Below are 16768 nucleotides of genomic sequence, written 5' to 3' on the forward strand. Positions count from 1 at the left end.
ACTCGTGCTGTGCGGTATGTGAGGTATTGATGTCAGTTTCGTCGGGTTTTTCGTCCATCTGGCAAGAGCAGAGGAAGCGGACCTCCGTTGATCTGTGGGCCGGCTGTATGTTGATCCTGATGCTCATTGGTGCCGCGATATGGCTGCGCGCGCTGATGCCGATGAATTCCGATACGAGTTGGCTGATCTCAGCTTCAGAAATGCTGCTCGACGGCAAGAAGCTCTATGTCGATATCGGAGAAACCAATCCTCCTGCATCGATCTGGCTCTATGCGCCCGTGGTTGCATTTGCCCGTCTGCTCGGTATACGGCCAGAGCCGGTCGTCAATGGCTATATATTTGCGATGCTGACAATTAGCCTCGCTTTAACGGGCGTCATATTGGCCCGAAGTGGCTGGCTGAAGCGGTTCAATGGCTTTCTTCTGACGGCGATTTTCCTTGTTCTTTTCGCCATTCTCCCAGGCGCCAGCTTTTCAGAGCGAGAACATGTCGCGGCAATGCTATGTCTGCCGTTTCTTGCTGCGACACTGATACGGGCCGGTGGGGCGGCACCGAGCTGGCCGTTGTTGATTGCGGCCGGCATATGCGGCGGTATTGTCGTTATTATCAAGCCGCATTTTTTGCTCGCTTTAGAGCTGCCTGTTCTCATGGCGCTGTGGGTACAGCCGCGGCTGCGAACACTTTTTAGCCCGGAGAATGTGATCGCGGGCTTTCTTTGCCTTGCTTACATCGCAAGTACGTTCATTTTCTACCGCGAGTTCTGGACGATGGCGATGCCGGTCAACGCGACGGTCTATCTTCCCAATGCGGATCGTCTGCAGGCCTTTAGGACAATTACCACGCCTATTCTTGTCGCGCTTTGCCTGACGTCCTGGCTTTTCTGCGGTCGTTCTTTCCCCCGACATCCGGCCGGGATTGTCTTGGCTGCGTCGGTGGGTTTTTATGTGGCTTTCGTCGTGCAAGGCAAGCTGTGGCCTTACCATGTTTACCCGGCGGTGGCTCTGGGTGTCTTGGGCGGAGCTCTGGCTGCGTTTGATCGCCGCTTGCTCGAAACCGGTGGTCGTCAGACTGAGGTCAGTCCGTTATTAGCCAGAGTGCCCTTCCTGTGTCGGCTTGCCAACCCGGGCGTCGTTGCTGTCGGTGCGCTGGTCGGCTTTTCTTCGTTGTTCTTCATTCACGGCAATTATCAGGTACTGGCTGCCATCATCACGAGACTTCATCCCAATCCCGTTATCGCCAGTCTGTCCGGAGATATTTCTGTCGGCTATCCCGTGACCCGAATGGTGAACGGACGTTGGGGCGCGACGCAGCCATCATTGTGGGTCATAGCGAATGGCATTGTGTTGAGACGGCGGTATCCCGATTTATCGCCATCGAAGTTGTCGGCCGTAGAAGCCGTGGAGAATGCCGATCTCGCGGTGCTTCTCGCAGATCTGCGCCGCAACCGCCCGGATATCCTTTTAGCTCTGAAGCAGGAAACGTCGCTGCTTGAGCGCTTGCGTGCCTTTCCGGGCATGAAGGAAGAGCTTGATCGTTATGAGTTCGCGGGCAGGGCGGGGTTGGTCGAGGAGGGCGATATCGTCGATATTTTGCGTCGCCGCCCGGATTTACGATCCTCGATGGATCCTTAGCGCTGCTGACCTTAGGCTGTTGTCGTTGGCGGAGCGTGCCCGTGCGGATGCTGGTCACAGCGTTTTCTACAGCCGTGCCATTTGCCGGTATGAGATCGCGGACGCAGTCGAATTAGCAGGCCGGTGTCGACATCTTCCGTTTTGTTGGCGCCATTACCTTCCCCTCACCGTTGAGCGAGTGGACCATGTCGTGGCTTAAACTTACATCGTCGGAGCACTCTCGCTTCGCGGCTGTTCCGGTCTTCCTCATTTTAGTGATGTTGCTGGGCGTTTCCATTCTGATGCGTTTCTTGCTGCCAATGAATTCCGATACCAGTTGGCTGCTTACCGCATCAGAAATGCTGGTCGACGGAAAGAGACTGTATATCGACATCGGCGAAACTAATCCTCCAGCCTCGATCTGGATTCACGTGCCTGTCGTGGCTCTAGCGCGCATACTGGATTTTTCCCCCGACATATTGATGGTCGTTTGCGTATTTGGCTTGCTGATAGTCAGCGTGGTTATCTCTTACCTGGCATTTTTTCGCACTGACAAGCGTTTCAATCGCTTTGTTCTGCTGTCGATCGTTCTGGCGACATTCGTTATTTTGCCGGGCGTATCATTTGCGCAGCGTGATCACATCGCGGCGATTTTATGTCTCCCGTTTTTGAGCGTGACCATGGCGCGGGCGTCGGGGAGAATGCTGCCTTGGCCATTGCTTGTTTCGGCAGGTATCTGTGGCGGCATTGTCATGATCATTAAGCCGCACTTTGCCCTGGCGTTGGAGATGCCCGTTTTAATTGCGCTGCTCAATGTGCGGTCTTGGCGAGTTTTGTTCAGCGCAGAAAACCTAATCGCTGGCACATTGATGGTCGCATATGTTGCGGTTGTCGTTGTTTTTTGTCGCGAGTTCTGGGCCGTTGCGATGCCCATCAATACGCTTCTCTATCTGCCGGCGGCCAATAGGTTGGCTGCCTTGTTGTCGATATATGTTTTGTTTTTCTTCGGTCTGTTCGCCACGTCGTGGATTTTCTGCGGACGTGAGTTGCGGAGCCATCCGTCAGTCTTTGCCTTCGCTGCGGCGGCTGGTTTTGGAATTGCATTTATTCTGCAGGGAAAGCTTTGGTACTATCATGTCTATCCCATGATTGCGTTTGCGCTCGTGGGAGGCATGTTGGCTATGTTTGACAAGAAGCTCCTGGCGATTGGTGGGCGCCCGGAAGATGTGAGCCCGACGCTTGCTCGGCAGCGGTGGTTGCGCATTCTTTTGAATCCCGGTGTTTTTGCCGCCGTTGTATTCTCAATCTGTTTCTCTTGGTTTGTTCGACATCTGGATCATCAACAGGTTGCTGAAGCAATTGTTCGCATCCAGCCTCGTCCAACGTTAGCCGTTCTTTCCGGCGATATTTCGGTGGGGCATCCTGTTGCCCGTATGGTGGATGCGCGTTGGAGCATGACGTCGCCCGCGCTATGGGCACTATCGAATGCTCTTTTGCTCCGCGACTTGTACAGGTCCGATCCCCCGAACGATCAGCCCGATACTCTACTGGCTATCGCGGCAGCGGAGGATGCTGAACTCGCCACTTTTCTTTCAGATCTGCGTCGAAATAGGCCGGATATTCTGCTGGCTCTCTCAAGCGAGAGGGATTTACAATCCCGTGTACGAGCTTTTCCCGGTATGGCTGCGGAGCTCGCCCATTATGAATTAGCCGATACGGCTGCTTTGGTAGGCCGTAGGACGCATCTGATTGATATTTTTCGGCGTCGCCCGAATTTACGATCTTCAACAAATCCTTAACGAGCCGGATTTAGACTGCTGCAGCTCATCAGGGTCATTTTCATGCAGCTCACCGGCGCCGCTGTCTACAGCCTTGTTATTCCGCTCTTCAATGAAGAGGCGGTTTTGCCGGTGCTTGCGTTGCGGCTGGAAACCCTTCTGGCGAGATTGGACGGGCCGGCCGAGGTGATTTTCGTCGACGACGGCAGCACCGATACGACGAGTATATTCCTGCGTGCGAAAGCGCGCCATGATAGCCGCTTCAAATATCTCGGACTGTCGCGCAATTTTGGCCATCAGATCGCGATCTCGGCTGGCATGGAAGCTGCGAGTGGCGAAGCGGTGATCGTCATGGACGGTGATCTGCAGGATCCTCCCGAACTTGTCCTCGACATGATCGCCAAATGGCGTGAGGGCAATTCCATCGTTTATGCCAAGCGCCTGGACCGCGAAGGCGAGAGCCAATTCAAGGTGCGCAGCGCGCGCTTTTTCTATCGCATCCTGAACCGGCTTTCTTCCGTGCCGATTCCAGAAGACGTGGGCGATTTCCGCTTGGTTGGCCGCGATGCGCTCAACGCTTTTCTCCAGATGCCAGAGCGCGATCGTTTCGTGCGCGGCATGTTTGCATGGCTCGGGTTTAAACAGGCGGCCGTTGAGTTTGACCGGCCGGCGCGGGCCGCGGGCGAAACAAAATATCCGTTGTGGAAGATGCTGCGATTGGCCGTGACTGGGCTCGTTGGCTTTTCCGATGTGCCGCTGCGCTTGGCGATCTGGGGCGGTATGGGGGTGTCGGCCTTAGCCTTGTTCTATGGCGTCTATGTCATCAGCCTGAAATTGATCGGAGGCCATGTCATCGATGGATGGGCCTCGACAATGGTCGTCGTCTCGTTCTTGTGTGGCGCCAATATGCTGATGACAGGCATTATCGGGCTCTATATCGGCCGCATCCATGGCGAAGTGAAGCGACGCCCACTCTATGTCGTTGGCGAGCGAGGCGGATTTGGCGAGGGGCAGGCGGTTCAGCGGCCGGAGGTCCGAAGCGCATGAGTCAGACGTTCGATGCTTATCGCAAGACCTACGGAAATACAGTTGAGCAATCGGTCGCATTCACGGGCTTGACGCATGATTTTTTTCTGCGCGCAAAGGCCGATTTGTTGCGGGAGAGGTTGGCTGAACGCGGGTTTGATCCTGCCGATAAGCATTTGTTGGATGTGGGATGCGGCATAGGGCTCATGCACGATCTGCTGAATCCAACGTTCGGGGCCGTTTCGGGTGTTGATGTTTCGGTCGAAAGTGTTGCCGAAGCGCGTTGCCGCCATCCTTTGAATGCTTATCTGACTTATGGCGGAGAGCATCTGCCCTTCGATGATAACGCTGTCGATGCCGCGCTGGCCGTCTGTGTGGTGCATCATGTTCCTGTGGCGCAATGGCCAGCGTTTGTCGCCGAAATGCGCCGTGTCGTGCGACCGGGCGGCATCGTGTGCATCATCGAACACAATCCACTTAATCCATTGACCCAACTGGGTGTATCGCGATGCGCTTTTGATGCCGATGCCGTGTTGCTGGGAGCGAAGCGGGTTGAGGCATTGATGCGGATGGCCGGAATTATCGATATTGAGACACGCTATTTCCTGCTGTCGCCGTTCGAGATGAAGCCGTTGCGCGCGATGGAGCGTGTCTTAGCGCGGTTGCCGCTTGGTGGTCAGTACCTGACGATGGGAACCGTGCGGTGACGCGACTGCGCCGTATCGTGGTATTTGCAGCGGTTGGCGTCGGAGCTGCAACCGTCTATTTTCTTTGTGCGATGGCATTGCTGCGGGTTGGCGTCAGGCCGGCGGCGTTAACCTCGCTGATCGCCTATGCGATATCCGGTGTTTTTTCGTATCTCGGGCATCGGTTGTTCACCTTCCAGTCGAGTGCACCGCATGGACGAACACTGCCACGTTTCGTTCTGGCCAATGCGACGGGGTATCTTATTGCTGTTCTGGTGCCGTTGCTGTTGACGGATGTGATGAATTGGCCACCGCTCATAGCTACGGTTCTCGTTTGTGTCGCTGTCCCGGCGACCAATTTCATTTTGCTGACAATGTTTGTTTTCTGGAAACCGGCGAACGTTCGGTTTTAGCCGGAGCCTCGGAGGCTTGCATCCGGCTGACGCACATGAGCCAATAACGCTCCGGGATCCGAATCATGCGACGCAAGTTCCAAACTCTCGACGTCTTCACCGAGCAGCGTTTCGGGGGCAATCCGTTGGCGGTTGTCGTCGAGAGCGAGGGGCTGTCGGGCGAAGACATGCAGCGTATCGCGCGCGAGTTCAATCTGTCGGAGACGATCTTTCTGCTTGAAGCGCGTGATCCGGTGAATACGGCGCGTGTTCGCATTTTCACGCCGGGGGCTGAACTTCCCTTCGCCGGGCATCCGACGATCGGAGCGGCGGTGGCAATAGGCCTGATCAAAGCGCCGCGCCTTATTCAGGTGCAGGACATCGGTCTTATGATCGAGGAGGAGATCGGTACAGTCTCCTGCACGGTGCGTCAGCGCAAGGGGCGGCCGCCTGAGGCGGAATTCATCCTGCCGCATCTGCCGCAGCGCATCGGCGAAACAGGGGCGCGGGCCGATGTGGCGCGGGCACTGTCGCTTGAGGCCAGCGACATCGGTTTCGATGAACATGAGATGGGCGTGTGGTCCGCCGGCGTGGCGCTGAGCTTCGTACCGGTTGCCTCGCTTGCCGCGATTGCGCATGCGCGGGTCAATCAGGCGTATTGGGACGCAGCCTTCCCCGGGGAAGGTGAGTTTGGTGTTTTTCTCTATACCAAACAGGTTTCGGAAGACGGGCATCATGTACATGCGCGCATGTTCGCGCCGAGGCTCGGTATCGCCGAGGATCCAGCGACCGGTTCGGCGGCGGCGGCTTTCGCGGGCGTCTGCATGGCCTATGAAAGGCCTGAGGATGGCGAACATGTCATCGTCATCGAACAGGGCTATGAGATGGGGCGACCGAGCCAGATCATCTTGAAGCTGAATGTCATGGATGGGATTTTACAGAGCGCAGCTATTGGTGGGGCGGTCGTGCCGGTCATGGAAGGCACGATTGAAACATGAATGTGACAATTGAGGCCGTTGACGCCATCGAGAGCACTTATGTGCCGCGCGAATGGGCTTTTGCACTCGAGCGAAAAGCGGAGATCGATGCCCACTGGGCCAAGCTGACGACGCAGAAGCCGCTGCTCTATGATGGGCGTGTGCTGTTAATGGATCACTGGGAGATCGTCGAGCGCAACGGCATGCGTGTATTGCGGACGCGGCATTTTTCGACGGACTATCGCAGTTTTCTGGCCTGGCGTGATTTCGGCTTTCCGGATCCTGCGGTCAGGAATTGTTTCGCGGCGGCGGCTCTGTTGTCGCGTGATGACGTCTTTTTGTTGGGCGAAATGGCAAGCCATACCGCCAATGCGGGCAAAGTCTATTTCGCGGCGGGCACGCCCGATATGGGAGACGTGCAGGGCGATGAAGCCGGCGCACGCGTCGATCTTGCCGGCAGCGTGTTGCGCGAACTCGCGGAGGAAACCGGGATTACGGCCGAGCAGGTGCAGTGCGAGGCGCGTTGGACCGTGGTGTTCGAAGGGCCACGCGTTGGCTGTATGAAGATCGTGCGCTCGCCGCTCGATGCGGCGGCGCTCATGGCGCAGGTTGATCAGTTTCTTCGTTCTGATCCGCAAGCGGAACTGGTGCGGCTGCATCAGGTGAGCACGAATGGCGATCTACGGCCAGACATCATGCCTGGCTTCATCATCGCCTATCTTGATCGGATGTTGGGGCAAATCGCATTTCGATAGAAACGCGATTTTGCCTGGCGCGTTTGTTTTGACGCGTCTTCATGGCGCTCGGCGATTCCGCCGAGCTGTGAAACGCTATCGCTCGCGCGTCATTCAGCTGGCCGGATAACCATGGCGGGCGCGGCTGGCGCGCACCAAAGCGCGGGCTTCACCATCACGACCGGCCTGGCACGCCGCCGAAGCGCGATCGATATCGCCCTTGATCTGGTTGTAGACCGATTGATTGACGTTGCCGGTCTGGCGGTCGTTGTCCTGGATCGCCTGCCAGCGCGCGACCTCGCCGGCGCAGCCCGAACCTTCCGGCATGCGAAAACTTGCAGGGGTGACGCTCGAATAGGTTTCAGCCGGCCCGGTCGCGGCGGCGTTGACCTGTGGTTGCGTGGTGTTGCAGCCGGTGAGGAGGACGGTTGAGAGGAGAAGAACGGGCAATGATTTACGCAAATTGATGGAACGCGGAGGGAATGGCGTGATCATCGTTGGCCTCGTGTTGGCTGTAGGACCAAACTAGCGCGTGGATAGCGAGGCGACAACCAGCGGCGCGCCGTTAAAACCGTTTGGGATCGGCGCGGGGGCGGTTAAGCTGCCTACGACATAAGGCGAGGGAGGCGCGCCAATGCCGATTAAAATCTTGTATCTATTCGCGGCGATTGTCGTTGCGCTCGGCTGTGGGCCAGTCGCGGCGCAGACCTATCCGGATCGGCCGGTGAAGATCATCGTGCCATCGTCGCCAGGCGGCGGCTTCGATGTTGTTGGCCGGGTGTTGGCGGAGCGGTTGCAGCGCATTTATGGGCAGGGCTTCGTCGTTGAAAACCGAACAGGGGCCGGCACGCTGGTTGGCACCGAAGCGGTGATGCAGGCGCCCGCGGATGGTTACACCTTGTTGATCGGCGGCCTGTCGAACATGGCGCTCAATCCTGGGCTTTACGCCAAGATTGCTTATGATCCGGTGAAGGATTTTACGCCGCTCGGTCTTGTGGTGAGTTGGTCCTACACGCTGATCGCCCGCAAGGACGCGCCTTACACGGATTTGCGCGCCATGATCGACTACGCGCGCGCCAATCCGGAAAAGGTCACGGTCGGCTATGGCAAGGGATCGGGCCAGCATATCGCCATCGCGGCGCTGGAGAACGCCACGGGGGTAAAGTTTCTCTATGTGCCTTATCGGGGTGCGCAGCCGGTCTATCAGGATTTGTTGAGTGGCCGGATCGATCTGTATTTCGACAATTCGCAAACGGCGATGCCGCACGTGGAGGGCAAAGCGGTGATCCCGCTCGCCGTGTCGTCACGGATGCGGCAAGTGTTCCACCCCGATGTGCCGACGGTCGCTGAAACCGGCTTGACGCCCATGGATATGGAAACCTGGTTCGGTCTTTACGCGCCAGCGGCGACGCCGAAGTCTATTGTCGAAACCCTGCGTGCCTCGGTCTCGAAGATCGCCGTTGATCCAGAGGTCATGGCTTTGTTTCGGAAGATCGGCGGGCGGCCGCTCGATATGACGCCGCAGGAGACGGAGACATTCGTCCGCATTGAGCTTGAGCGCTGGACGAAGCTGCTCAAAACCATTGGCGTGACGGCGGATTGAAGGGGAGCGTCCCTATAGCGTTTCACAGCTCGACGGAATCGTCGAGCGCCATGAAGACGCGTCCAAATAAGAGGATCTAAGCAAAATCACCTTTCTACCGAAACGTGATTTGCTCTAGGGCGCAGAGGAGGGGAGTGAGTGATGGGTGTGATCAAGCGTAGTGCATTGGCTTTGACGGTGGTGGTCTCAGCTTTCGCGGCCAGCTTCGTGCAGGCGCAGACTTTTCCGGATCATCCGCTGAAACTGATCGTGCCGCAGCCGCCCGGCGGTGGCTTTGATACAGCGGCGCGTATTATCGCCGACCGCATGGGGCCGCTCCTCGGCCAGCCGATCATTGTCGAAAATCGCACGGGTGCCGGCACCTTGGTTGGCACGGAAGCGGCGGCGAAGGCGCCGGCCGATGGTTACACCCTGTTGCTCGGGGGGCTCGCCAATATCGCGCTTAATCCGGGGCTCTACGACAAGCTGAGCTATGATCCGCTGAAGGATTTCAAGCTCGTCGGTCTTGTCGTCGGTAATCCTTATATGCTGATTGCACGCCCCGGCTTGCCGCAAAAATCGCTGAAGGAGCTGATCGACTACGCACGGGCCAATCCGGAGAAAATAACCTATGCCTCCGGCGGTCGCGGGACCGGCCAGCATATCGGCATGGCGATCGTGGCGGAGCTTGCCGGGGTGAAGATGACCCATGTGCCCTATCGCGGCGCGCAGGCGGCCTATCAGGATATTCTCGGCGACCGCGTCGATCTGTTCTTCGACAATTGGGGCACGGCGCGTCCGCTCGTCGATGACAAGCGCGTCATCGCGCTCGCGGCCTCGACCGCGACCCGCCTGCCTGGTGCGCCTGATATCGCCACGATCAAGGAGTTGGGGATTGGCGATCTCGACATGGAGACATGGTTTGGTCTGTTCGTGCCTGCGGCGACACCAGCGCCGGTCTTGGAAAAGCTGCGCGCGGACGTACGCCAGGCCGGCACGCAGCCTGATGTCGTCGCCTTGTTTGAGAAGACCGGTGGCCGTTCGCTGAGTGGCATGCCGATTGGCGAGATGGAGGCGCTGGTGGCACGCGATGTCGCGACGTTCACCAAACTGATCCGTGCCGCCGGCATCAAAGCCGAGTGACGACGACACAATTGATCACGACATGGGCATGGACAGAGGGAGAAGTTATATGCTCACGCGGCGATATTTCACGATAGGCACGGCGGCGGCTTGCGCCGCCGGCGTCGGGCCGGCCTGGGCGCAGAATTATCCGACACAGGATATCCGCTTTGTCTGTGGCTTTGCTGCGGGCAGCGGCGCCGATGTGATCGTGCGCTTCTTCGCCGAGAAGATGAAGGCTTTGGCCAAGCGCAATATCATCGTCGAGAACAGAGTGGGCGCGGTCGGCAATATCGCCACCGAATATACGATACGGGCCAAGCCCGATGGCCATACGGTCTATGTCACGGGCGGCAGTGCACTGGCGGCAGGACAGAGCATGATGAAGCAGCCGCCTTTCGACATCGGCAAGGCGTTGCAGACCGTCGGCACGATCAATCGACAACCTCTGATGATTGCGGTGCGCACCGACGCGCCGTGGAAGAGCCTGAGGGAGTTCGCTGAGGCGATGCGCGCCAAGGGTAATCGCGCAAGTTATGGCACGGCCAATCCCTCAGCGCGTGTGGTGGGCGCCATGTTCACGAAACTGGCCGGCCTGGAAGCGATTGAAGTGCAGTATCGCACGGGTGCTGATTTTCTCAACGATCTGGCGGCCGGCAATATTGATTTTAGCATTGCAGATAATGTGATGGCGGTCGCGCAGGAGAAGGCCGGACGGCTGCGCAGCCTGGCGGTGTCGACGGCGGAACGCATGCAGGCGGCGCCCGAGTATCCGACGATGCGCGAAGAAGGCTTCGACACGAATCTTTCCGGCTGGTTTGCTGCTTTCGTGCCAGCCGACACGCCTAAGCCGATCGTGGCGCAGCTTAATGGCTGGCTCAATGAGGTTGTCTTGAGCCCGGAAGGCAAGGCCTTTCTCAATACATTCGCCAGCGACCCCTGGGCCAATACGCCGGAGGAGGCCCAGGCGCAGTTCTTGCGGGAGATCAAGAACTGGGAAGATTATGTGAAACTGGCGAACATCGAAAAGCAGGGCTGATATCTCAGCCCGCAATGGTGCGGGCCAAAAGCCGTTGCGCCTTGCGCAAATGCGGACGATCAACCATGGCGCCAGCGATCGAAAGAACGCCGGCGTCGGGATTGGCTTTGAAGGCGTCGACAATCGCCCGCGCCTTTTCGATCTCCTGCGGCTGTGGCGAAAACACGTCGTTGATAATCGCCACCTGATCGGGATGGATCGCCATCTTCGCCACAAAGCCATCGCGGCGTGCGGCGAGGCACTCGCGACGAAAGCCGTCGTGATCACGGAAATTGGCGAAGACCGTGTCGATCGCGTCGACTTCAGCGCTGGCGGCGGCAAACAGCATGAGATTGCGCGCCAAAGCGAAAGGCGGCGTATAGGTCGCGTCCTCGAAACGATTGGTCTCGGCGCCGATGTCGGCGGCGAGATCCTCGGCGCCCCAGGTGATTGCCGACAGGCGTGTGCTTGAGGCGCGATAGCTGCCGAGATGGAACATCGCCGCCGCCGTTTCGGTGACAATGGGCACGATCGCGATCGCGTGAGCGGGCAGGCCATGTTCGGCCTCGCGCACACCAAGTTTGACCGAGAGATGTTGCACGTCGGTGCCGCCCTGCGCCTTTGGCAGCATGATGGCTGCTGGCGCGAGGGGGACGATTGCGTCGAGATCGGTGTCGGTGAGCCCGGTATCGAGCGCATTGACGCGCACGATCAGTTTGGGCGCGGCGGGACCACGATGGGCAGCGAGAAAAGCCGCGGCCCCCTCGCGCCCCTGTTGTTTGGCGCCTGCGGCGACGGAATCCTCCAGATCGAGGATCAATGCGTCGGCGCCGCTCGCCAGGGCTCGTTCGAGCTTGCGCGGACTGTCGGCCGGGACGAAGAGGAGGGAGCGCATGCTCAGGCTTTGGGGCGTTTCAAGATGAAGGCCTGCCGTTTGGTTTCAGCGACAAGCGTACCATCCTGTTTGAACGCCTGGTGGTGAAATTCGACGATACCGGCGTCGGGGCGCGATTTTGACTCGCGCTTGCCAAGGATTTCGGTGGTGCAATAAACGGTGTCGCCCTCGAACAGCGGATTGGGGAAGCGGGTTTCGGTCATGCCGAGATTGGCGATCGTGGTGCCGTTGGTGAGGTCGGTGACGGCGATGCCGATCATCAGGCCGAGGGTGAACAGCGAGTTCATCAGCGGCTGGCCCCAGTCGGTCTCCGTCTCGCAGAAATGCCGGTCCACATGCAGAGGCTGCGGATTCATCGTCATGTTGGAGAACAGCATATTGTCCATCTGGGTGACGGTGCGGGTCAGGCGATGTTTCCAGACCACGCCGACCTCGAAGTCCTCCAGATAGAGGCCACCACGCCAATGGCGCTTGTCGTCGGCGGTGATCGGTGTCTTGCTCATCCCGGGTGTCTCCTAATGATACAGGTGCGGGCCCTTTTAGTGGCCGAGTCTTAAACGGGCATTTACCATAAAATCCCATTCTAAGGGGCGGACTTACTTTGCCCGGCGGGCTGGCGAAGTGTCCAGACAGAGTTGCTGCCCATTATGATTGTCCGTTCGTTCCTTGCCTGGTTTGAGACAGCAACCGTGGCGCAACGTTCGCGTGCCGCTGGTGCCCTGGCGCGCGCCTATCTCGTTTCCGAGCTGAGCGAGGCGGATCGCGCCGATGCGTTGGTGGCGATGGCGGTTCTGCTGGATGACCCATCGTCGTCGGTGCGCCGGGAGCTTGCGGTGGCGCTGGCGACATCGGCTGATGCGCCCCATCACATTATCACGGCTCTTGCGGCCGATCAGCTGGAGGTGGCCTTGCCGATCCTCCAGCGCTCGCCCGTGTTGGCGGAAAGCGATCTGATCGATCTTGTGGCCACGGCCAGCGCCGAGGCGCAGGTGGTGATCGCGCGGCGGTCCAGCGTGATGCCGATGCTGCGGGCCCTGCTGGCGGAAGTCGGCGGGCGCGACGCTGTTTTGGCGATCATCGATGCGCGCCTGAGCGATGCCGTGCTGACGCGGCTGGTCGATCGCTTCGCTACCGATGGCGAAGTCCGGGAAGCCATTCTTCAATTGCCCGATCTGCCCGCGGATCTGCGCGCCCGCCTTGTCGGCGCGACAGCGCAGGCGTTGTCGGATTTCGTCGCCGGCTGTGCGTGGCTGCCGCAGGATCGGTTGGCGCGGCTGGCGCGCGAGGCTTGCGAACGTGGCGCGGTGATCATTGCCAGCGATAGCGATTATAGAGCCGATGACCTGCGCCGGCTGGTTCGACATTTACGTGACAGCCGGCAATTGACGGCGGCCCTGTTGCTTCGGTCGCTTCTCTCTGGCGACCGGCTGCTGCTTGAGGTGTCGCTGGCGGAGCTGTCGGGTTTCTCGGCTGAGCGCGTCGCCGGCCTGGTGCGGCTCTGGAAGGGGGCCGGCTTCCGGGCGCTGTTCGCCCGGTCAGGTTTGCCTGACTGGCTGATCGTTCCGATCAAGGCGGCGCTCGCCGCGCTCGACGAATTTGGTATCGAAGATAGTTATGGTCATACCGGCGCTCTGCGGCTTGGTATGATTGAGCCGGTCCTGGCGGCCTGCGAGGCTCAGCGTGATCCGGCTCTGCGTCCGGTCGTTGCCACATTGCGGCGATTTCAGGGCGAGGCGGTGCGCGAGGAGGCCCGACAGGCGGTTCAGACGATGGCGCGGGTGGCTGGGCCGGAGTTTACGGCCGCCATTCGCCCGGTTTATGCGCGCCAACCCATCGAAATTGACCTGAAAGCGATCGAAGCCGAGCTTTTTTGCGATGCAGCATGATCGTCTTTTGCTGCTAAGCTGCAGGCTAGCCAGATAGTTTATTTATATAAATCAGCTACTTGCTGAAAATCATTCGATTGTGTGGAGAAATTGTGGCAGTAAAGCCACACTCTGGGAAGAACCCGCCTTTTGGAAGGCTTTTAAGGCATTTGGAAGTTCGCCACGTGCCACGTTTCGGTTACATTGTCGCATGCGAACGGAATCACCGCGAGCAAATTTGCGTTAGGTCTGCTGCTCAGAGGGAGCGGGCCTGGGGCAAAGGGCAGGGATGAAGGATCAAATGGTTCGGCCTGTGGGAATTGCGCCCGCTGGTCAGGCCGGATCCGGATCCTCTCCCATCGTCTTATCTCTGGAGGTTAAATAATGACGCTCACCAAGAGCCTTTTGCTCGGTACTTCGGCGGCCCTGCTCGCCGTCGCCGGCGCGCAGGCTGCGGACCTGCCGTCGCGCAAGGCCGCTCCTGTTGAATACGTACGCGTTTGCGACGCTTACGGCGCGGGCTTCTATTGGATTCCCGGCACCGACACCTGCTTGAAGGTCGGCGGCCGCGTCCGTGTCGACATGTGGTACACCCCGGCGAAGAATGCGGTTACGCATCGTTCGACCGGCGCTGCCGCCGCCAACACGTTCATCTCGTCGAACGGCGTTGACCAGAACGGCTGGTATGCTCGCGGTATCGTCAACATGGACGCCCGCACCCAGTCCGCTTGGGGCACCGTGCAGACCGTGTTCGCGCTGCGCCTGATGGCCGCTTCCGGCCTCGGCAACACGCCTCCGGGCTACACCGGCAACGTGTTCGCGGCTGGTAACGGCAACACGGCGTCCATCGAAGCTGCCTACATCCGTTTCGCCGGCTTCACCGTCGGTCAGGCTGCTTCGAACTTCACGTTCCTGCCGCCGTATCAATACCATGCGATGGTGACCGCGGGCTTCCCGAACGGTATCCGTCAGTTGGCTTACACCGCCACCTTCGGCGGCGGCTTCTCGGCGACGATCGCCTTGGAAAACCGGGGTGAGCTGGGCAACTCGACGGCCGTCAACACGCTCGCGGGCAACCCGTTCAGCGCCACGGCAGCGACCGCTGGCCCGATCGCGCAGCGTCTGCCGGCTCTCGTCGGTAACGTCCGCGTCGACCAGTCGTGGGGTTCCGCGATGCTGTCGGCCGCGGTGCTCGAAAACAACGCCACGTTCGGCAACGCCGCTCTTGCGGTTGTCGGCAATGCCGGCCCGCGTGTCAGCCGTACCGGCTGGGCGGTCAGCGGTGGTCTCCGTGTCAACCTGCCGATGCTCGCCGCTGGCGATCACATCCAAGGTTGGGTTGCTTACGGCGTCGGCGCTCTCGACTACGTGACGACCACGGGCATCAACTCGAACCCGCCGGTGTCGGCCAACTGGCTCGGTGGCTTCCTGCGTGCTGACAAGAACGTGACCCTGTTCTGCGTGAACGCGGCATGTACGGTTGGTGGCGCGGAGCAGACCAAGGCTTGGTCGGCTGCTGCCATGTTCACCCACTACTGGACCCCGTCACTGCGTTCGAACTTGATCGGTTCGTATGCGCGCATCATGCCGGGCAACGTCACCCAGAACACGGCTTGGGCCAACGGCGGTCTGTCGAACGCCACCGTCTGGACCGTCATGGGCAGCCTGATCTGGTCGCCGGTGCGTAACTTCGACATCGGTGTCGAGCTCTCGTACTCGCGCCTGAACCAGAACCTGCCGCTTTCGGTTCCGGTCGGTCTCGGTACCCTGGCTTCGGTCAGCCCGAGCAACTGGACGGGTCGTATGCGCGTCGAGCGCACGTTCTAATCCTTTGCTCATCGCCTGATCAAACAGGCTTAGAAACAAGAACCCCGGTGCGAAAGCACCGGGGTTTTTCTTTGTTCGGATAGATGATGATCGAGACGAGGCTGATGCGAAGATTGTAAGAAGACCCTGAGTAAGTTGCGTTTCGATAGAAACGCAACTTTGTCTAGGGCCGTTATCTTTTCGCGTCTTTGCGGCCTTTAACGACGTCAAACTGCGGCGCGCTTTAGTCCTTCAGCAGTTCAGCCGTCTTCTTGATGACCTCCGGCGGCATGGCATAGGCATCAGCCACCAGCTTCTGCACCTCTTCGCCTGACACTGGCGTGATTTCCAGCTTGGCGCGTTCGGTCTCCGCCAGAAACTCCTTGTCCTGCATCGTATCCATGAAGGCCTTGCGCAGAATGGCAGCGCGTTCGGGCGGAATGCCGGGAGGTGCGAGGAACGGGCGTCCCAGAACCTGACGGGCAAAAACCAGTTGGAAAATACCTTTCTGCAACGGCGTCTTGGCCAGATCCAAGACCAGCGGCACGTTCGGCAGATCGGGATGTTTGTTCAAGGACAGCTGCATGAGCACGTTGACTTTCTTGTCCCGTATCCAGTCGGGCGTAGTCGACTTGACGCTTGACCAGGACCAGCCGCAACGCCCCTGGACCTCACCGCGCTCCATCGCGAGGTTGACGTCATTGCCGCCGGGATAGCCCACGACGAGCTTCATCTTGGTGCCGAGAACGCCGTTGATGAGCTTGGGATATTGGTCGGTGTCGGCGCTGCCGCCTGTGCCGCCGACGATCCATTCCTCCGAAAAAATCTGGTCGACGGTCTTGATCTTGCTGGTGTGCCAGGCAACGCAGACGCTCACTTCGTTGGCAGCACTGCCGAGCCAGGTGAATTTGGTGGCGTCGTAATTGGTGCCTGGCAGGCCAAGCAAAGTGTCGAAGGCGACGCCGCGCGCGACGATGCCGAATGTGTTGCCGTCTTTCGGGGCGACGGAATAAAGCCAGTTGGCAAGACGTAAGCTGCCCGCACCAGGCATGTTCTGAATTAGAATCGTCGGCGAACCCGGCAAGTGGCGGCTCATGAAGCGGCCGACCATTCGGCCATAAACGTCGTAACCACCGCCGGCTGTATAGCCGACATAAAGATTGACTGTCGGTGCTGATTGGGCGCTCGCCGATGAGACGAACGCTGCCATGCTCAGTGTGGCCGACGCGAATACAGCCTTAGCGCGCATAAACCCTCTCCGTTTCCTCGGATCGCCG

Annotated in this window: 16 protein-coding genes; 12 read left to right on the top strand and 4 right to left on the bottom strand. The window is 59.2% G+C overall.

Annotated features, from left to right (window positions below):
• The first annotated feature begins 29 nt into the window (after positions 1 to 29).
• From BLW50_RS00785 to BLW50_RS00815, 7 genes are all read left to right on the top strand, one after another.
• Positions 30 to 1631, top strand: a complete 1602-nt coding sequence (locus BLW50_RS00785) for a hypothetical protein (protein ID WP_139267406.1) — start codon at positions 30 to 32, stop codon at positions 1629 to 1631.
• Between the two features lie 185 nt (positions 1632 to 1816).
• The gene (locus tag BLW50_RS00790) at positions 1817 to 3409 is read left to right on the top strand and encodes a hypothetical protein (RefSeq protein ID WP_139267407.1); all 1593 of its coding nucleotides are present in this window, start codon (positions 1817 to 1819) and stop codon (positions 3407 to 3409) included.
• A gap of 42 nt (positions 3410 to 3451) precedes the next feature.
• Entirely contained in the window at positions 3452 to 4435 is a 984-nt protein-coding gene (locus tag BLW50_RS00795; protein WP_090696211.1) for a glycosyltransferase family 2 protein, read from the top strand.
• Positions 4432 to 5121 (top strand): class I SAM-dependent methyltransferase, encoded by a 690-nt coding sequence (locus BLW50_RS00800; protein ID WP_090696213.1) that lies wholly within the window; start codon positions 4432 to 4434, stop codon positions 5119 to 5121. The genes BLW50_RS00795 and BLW50_RS00800 overlap by 4 nt, the downstream gene beginning before the upstream one ends.
• Positions 5118 to 5513 (top strand): GtrA family protein, encoded by a 396-nt coding sequence (locus tag BLW50_RS00805; protein WP_090696215.1) that lies wholly within the window; start codon positions 5118 to 5120, stop codon positions 5511 to 5513. The genes BLW50_RS00800 and BLW50_RS00805 overlap by 4 nt, the downstream gene beginning before the upstream one ends.
• Positions 5514 to 5578: 65 nt before the next feature.
• Positions 5579 to 6490 (top strand): PhzF family phenazine biosynthesis protein, encoded by a 912-nt coding sequence (locus BLW50_RS00810; RefSeq protein ID WP_090696218.1) that lies wholly within the window; start codon positions 5579 to 5581, stop codon positions 6488 to 6490.
• Entirely contained in the window at positions 6487 to 7224 is a 738-nt protein-coding gene (locus BLW50_RS00815) for an NUDIX hydrolase (RefSeq protein WP_090696221.1), read from the top strand. The genes BLW50_RS00810 and BLW50_RS00815 overlap by 4 nt, the downstream gene beginning before the upstream one ends.
• Before the next feature lie 93 nt (positions 7225 to 7317).
• On the opposite strand, the gene BLW50_RS00820 is transcribed toward BLW50_RS00815, so the two are convergent.
• Entirely contained in the window at positions 7318 to 7698 is a 381-nt protein-coding gene (locus BLW50_RS00820) for a hypothetical protein (RefSeq protein WP_090696224.1), read from the bottom strand.
• A 139-nt stretch (positions 7699 to 7837) separates the two neighbouring features.
• Here BLW50_RS00820 and BLW50_RS00825 point away from each other — a divergent pair, with 139 nt between their 5' ends.
• From BLW50_RS00825 to BLW50_RS00835, 3 genes are all read left to right on the top strand, one after another.
• The gene (locus BLW50_RS00825; protein ID WP_090696226.1) at positions 7838 to 8806 is read left to right on the top strand and encodes a Bug family tripartite tricarboxylate transporter substrate binding protein; all 969 of its coding nucleotides are present in this window, start codon (positions 7838 to 7840) and stop codon (positions 8804 to 8806) included.
• Between the two features lie 141 nt (positions 8807 to 8947).
• A complete protein-coding gene (locus BLW50_RS00830) occupies positions 8948 to 9928 on the top strand; it encodes a Bug family tripartite tricarboxylate transporter substrate binding protein (protein ID WP_090696229.1) in 981 nt (326 codons plus the stop codon).
• Positions 9929 to 9977: 49 nt separating this feature from the next.
• A complete protein-coding gene (locus BLW50_RS00835) occupies positions 9978 to 10946 on the top strand; it encodes a Bug family tripartite tricarboxylate transporter substrate binding protein (RefSeq protein WP_170849913.1) in 969 nt (322 codons plus the stop codon).
• A 4-nt stretch (positions 10947 to 10950) separates the two neighbouring features.
• Here BLW50_RS00835 and BLW50_RS00840 read toward each other — a convergent pair whose 3' ends face one another.
• A complete protein-coding gene (locus BLW50_RS00840) occupies positions 10951 to 11820 on the bottom strand; it encodes an HpcH/HpaI aldolase/citrate lyase family protein (protein ID WP_090696234.1) in 870 nt (289 codons plus the stop codon).
• 2 nt (positions 11821 to 11822) lie between these two features.
• Complete coding sequence (locus BLW50_RS00845; RefSeq protein ID WP_090696237.1) at positions 11823 to 12323, bottom strand: MaoC family dehydratase; 501 nt, start codon at positions 12321 to 12323, stop codon at positions 11823 to 11825.
• A 186-nt stretch (positions 12324 to 12509) separates the two neighbouring features.
• Here BLW50_RS00845 and BLW50_RS00850 point away from each other — a divergent pair, with 186 nt between their 5' ends.
• Together BLW50_RS00850 and BLW50_RS00855 are read left to right on the top strand one after the other, a co-directional pair.
• Positions 12510 to 13706, top strand: a complete 1197-nt coding sequence (locus tag BLW50_RS00850; protein ID WP_170849914.1) for a DUF2336 domain-containing protein — start codon at positions 12510 to 12512, stop codon at positions 13704 to 13706.
• A gap of 363 nt (positions 13707 to 14069) precedes the next feature.
• Entirely contained in the window at positions 14070 to 15512 is a 1443-nt protein-coding gene (locus tag BLW50_RS00855) for a porin (RefSeq protein WP_090696243.1), read from the top strand.
• 223 nt (positions 15513 to 15735) lie between these two features.
• On the opposite strand, the gene BLW50_RS00860 is transcribed toward BLW50_RS00855, so the two are convergent.
• Positions 15736 to 16740 carry a Bug family tripartite tricarboxylate transporter substrate binding protein gene (locus BLW50_RS00860; RefSeq protein ID WP_090696246.1) on the bottom strand — a complete coding sequence of 335 codons (1005 nt, stop codon included), beginning with the start codon at positions 16738 to 16740 and terminating at the stop codon, positions 15736 to 15738.
• Positions 16741 to 16768 lie beyond the last annotated feature (28 nt).

This window comes from Beijerinckia sp. 28-YEA-48, from assembly GCF_900104955.1.
Classification (GTDB): Bacteria; Pseudomonadota; Alphaproteobacteria; order Rhizobiales; family Beijerinckiaceae; genus Terripilifer.

Coding starts and splice junctions, on each gene's coding strand:
- BLW50_RS00835 (WP_170849913.1), top strand. CDS start 9,978: ATGCTCACGCGGCGATATTTCACGATAGGCACGGCGGCGGCTTGCGCC.
- BLW50_RS00820 (WP_090696224.1), bottom strand. CDS start 7,698: ATGATCACGCCATTCCCTCCGCGTTCCATCAATTTGCGTAAATCATTG.
- BLW50_RS00790 (WP_139267407.1), top strand. CDS start 1,817: ATGTCGTGGCTTAAACTTACATCGTCGGAGCACTCTCGCTTCGCGGCT.
- BLW50_RS00785 (WP_139267406.1), top strand. CDS start 30: ATGTCAGTTTCGTCGGGTTTTTCGTCCATCTGGCAAGAGCAGAGGAAG.
- BLW50_RS00860 (WP_090696246.1), bottom strand. CDS start 16,740: ATGCGCGCTAAGGCTGTATTCGCGTCGGCCACACTGAGCATGGCAGCG.
- BLW50_RS00830 (WP_090696229.1), top strand. CDS start 8,948: ATGGGTGTGATCAAGCGTAGTGCATTGGCTTTGACGGTGGTGGTCTCA.
- BLW50_RS00845 (WP_090696237.1), bottom strand. CDS start 12,323: ATGAGCAAGACACCGATCACCGCCGACGACAAGCGCCATTGGCGTGGT.
- BLW50_RS00825 (WP_090696226.1), top strand. CDS start 7,838: ATGCCGATTAAAATCTTGTATCTATTCGCGGCGATTGTCGTTGCGCTC.
- BLW50_RS00800 (WP_090696213.1), top strand. CDS start 4,432: ATGAGTCAGACGTTCGATGCTTATCGCAAGACCTACGGAAATACAGTT.
- BLW50_RS00815 (WP_090696221.1), top strand. CDS start 6,487: ATGAATGTGACAATTGAGGCCGTTGACGCCATCGAGAGCACTTATGTG.
- BLW50_RS00840 (WP_090696234.1), bottom strand. CDS start 11,820: ATGCGCTCCCTCCTCTTCGTCCCGGCCGACAGTCCGCGCAAGCTCGAA.
- BLW50_RS00855 (WP_090696243.1), top strand. CDS start 14,070: ATGACGCTCACCAAGAGCCTTTTGCTCGGTACTTCGGCGGCCCTGCTC.
- BLW50_RS00810 (WP_090696218.1), top strand. CDS start 5,579: ATGCGACGCAAGTTCCAAACTCTCGACGTCTTCACCGAGCAGCGTTTC.
- BLW50_RS00795 (WP_090696211.1), top strand. CDS start 3,452: ATGCAGCTCACCGGCGCCGCTGTCTACAGCCTTGTTATTCCGCTCTTC.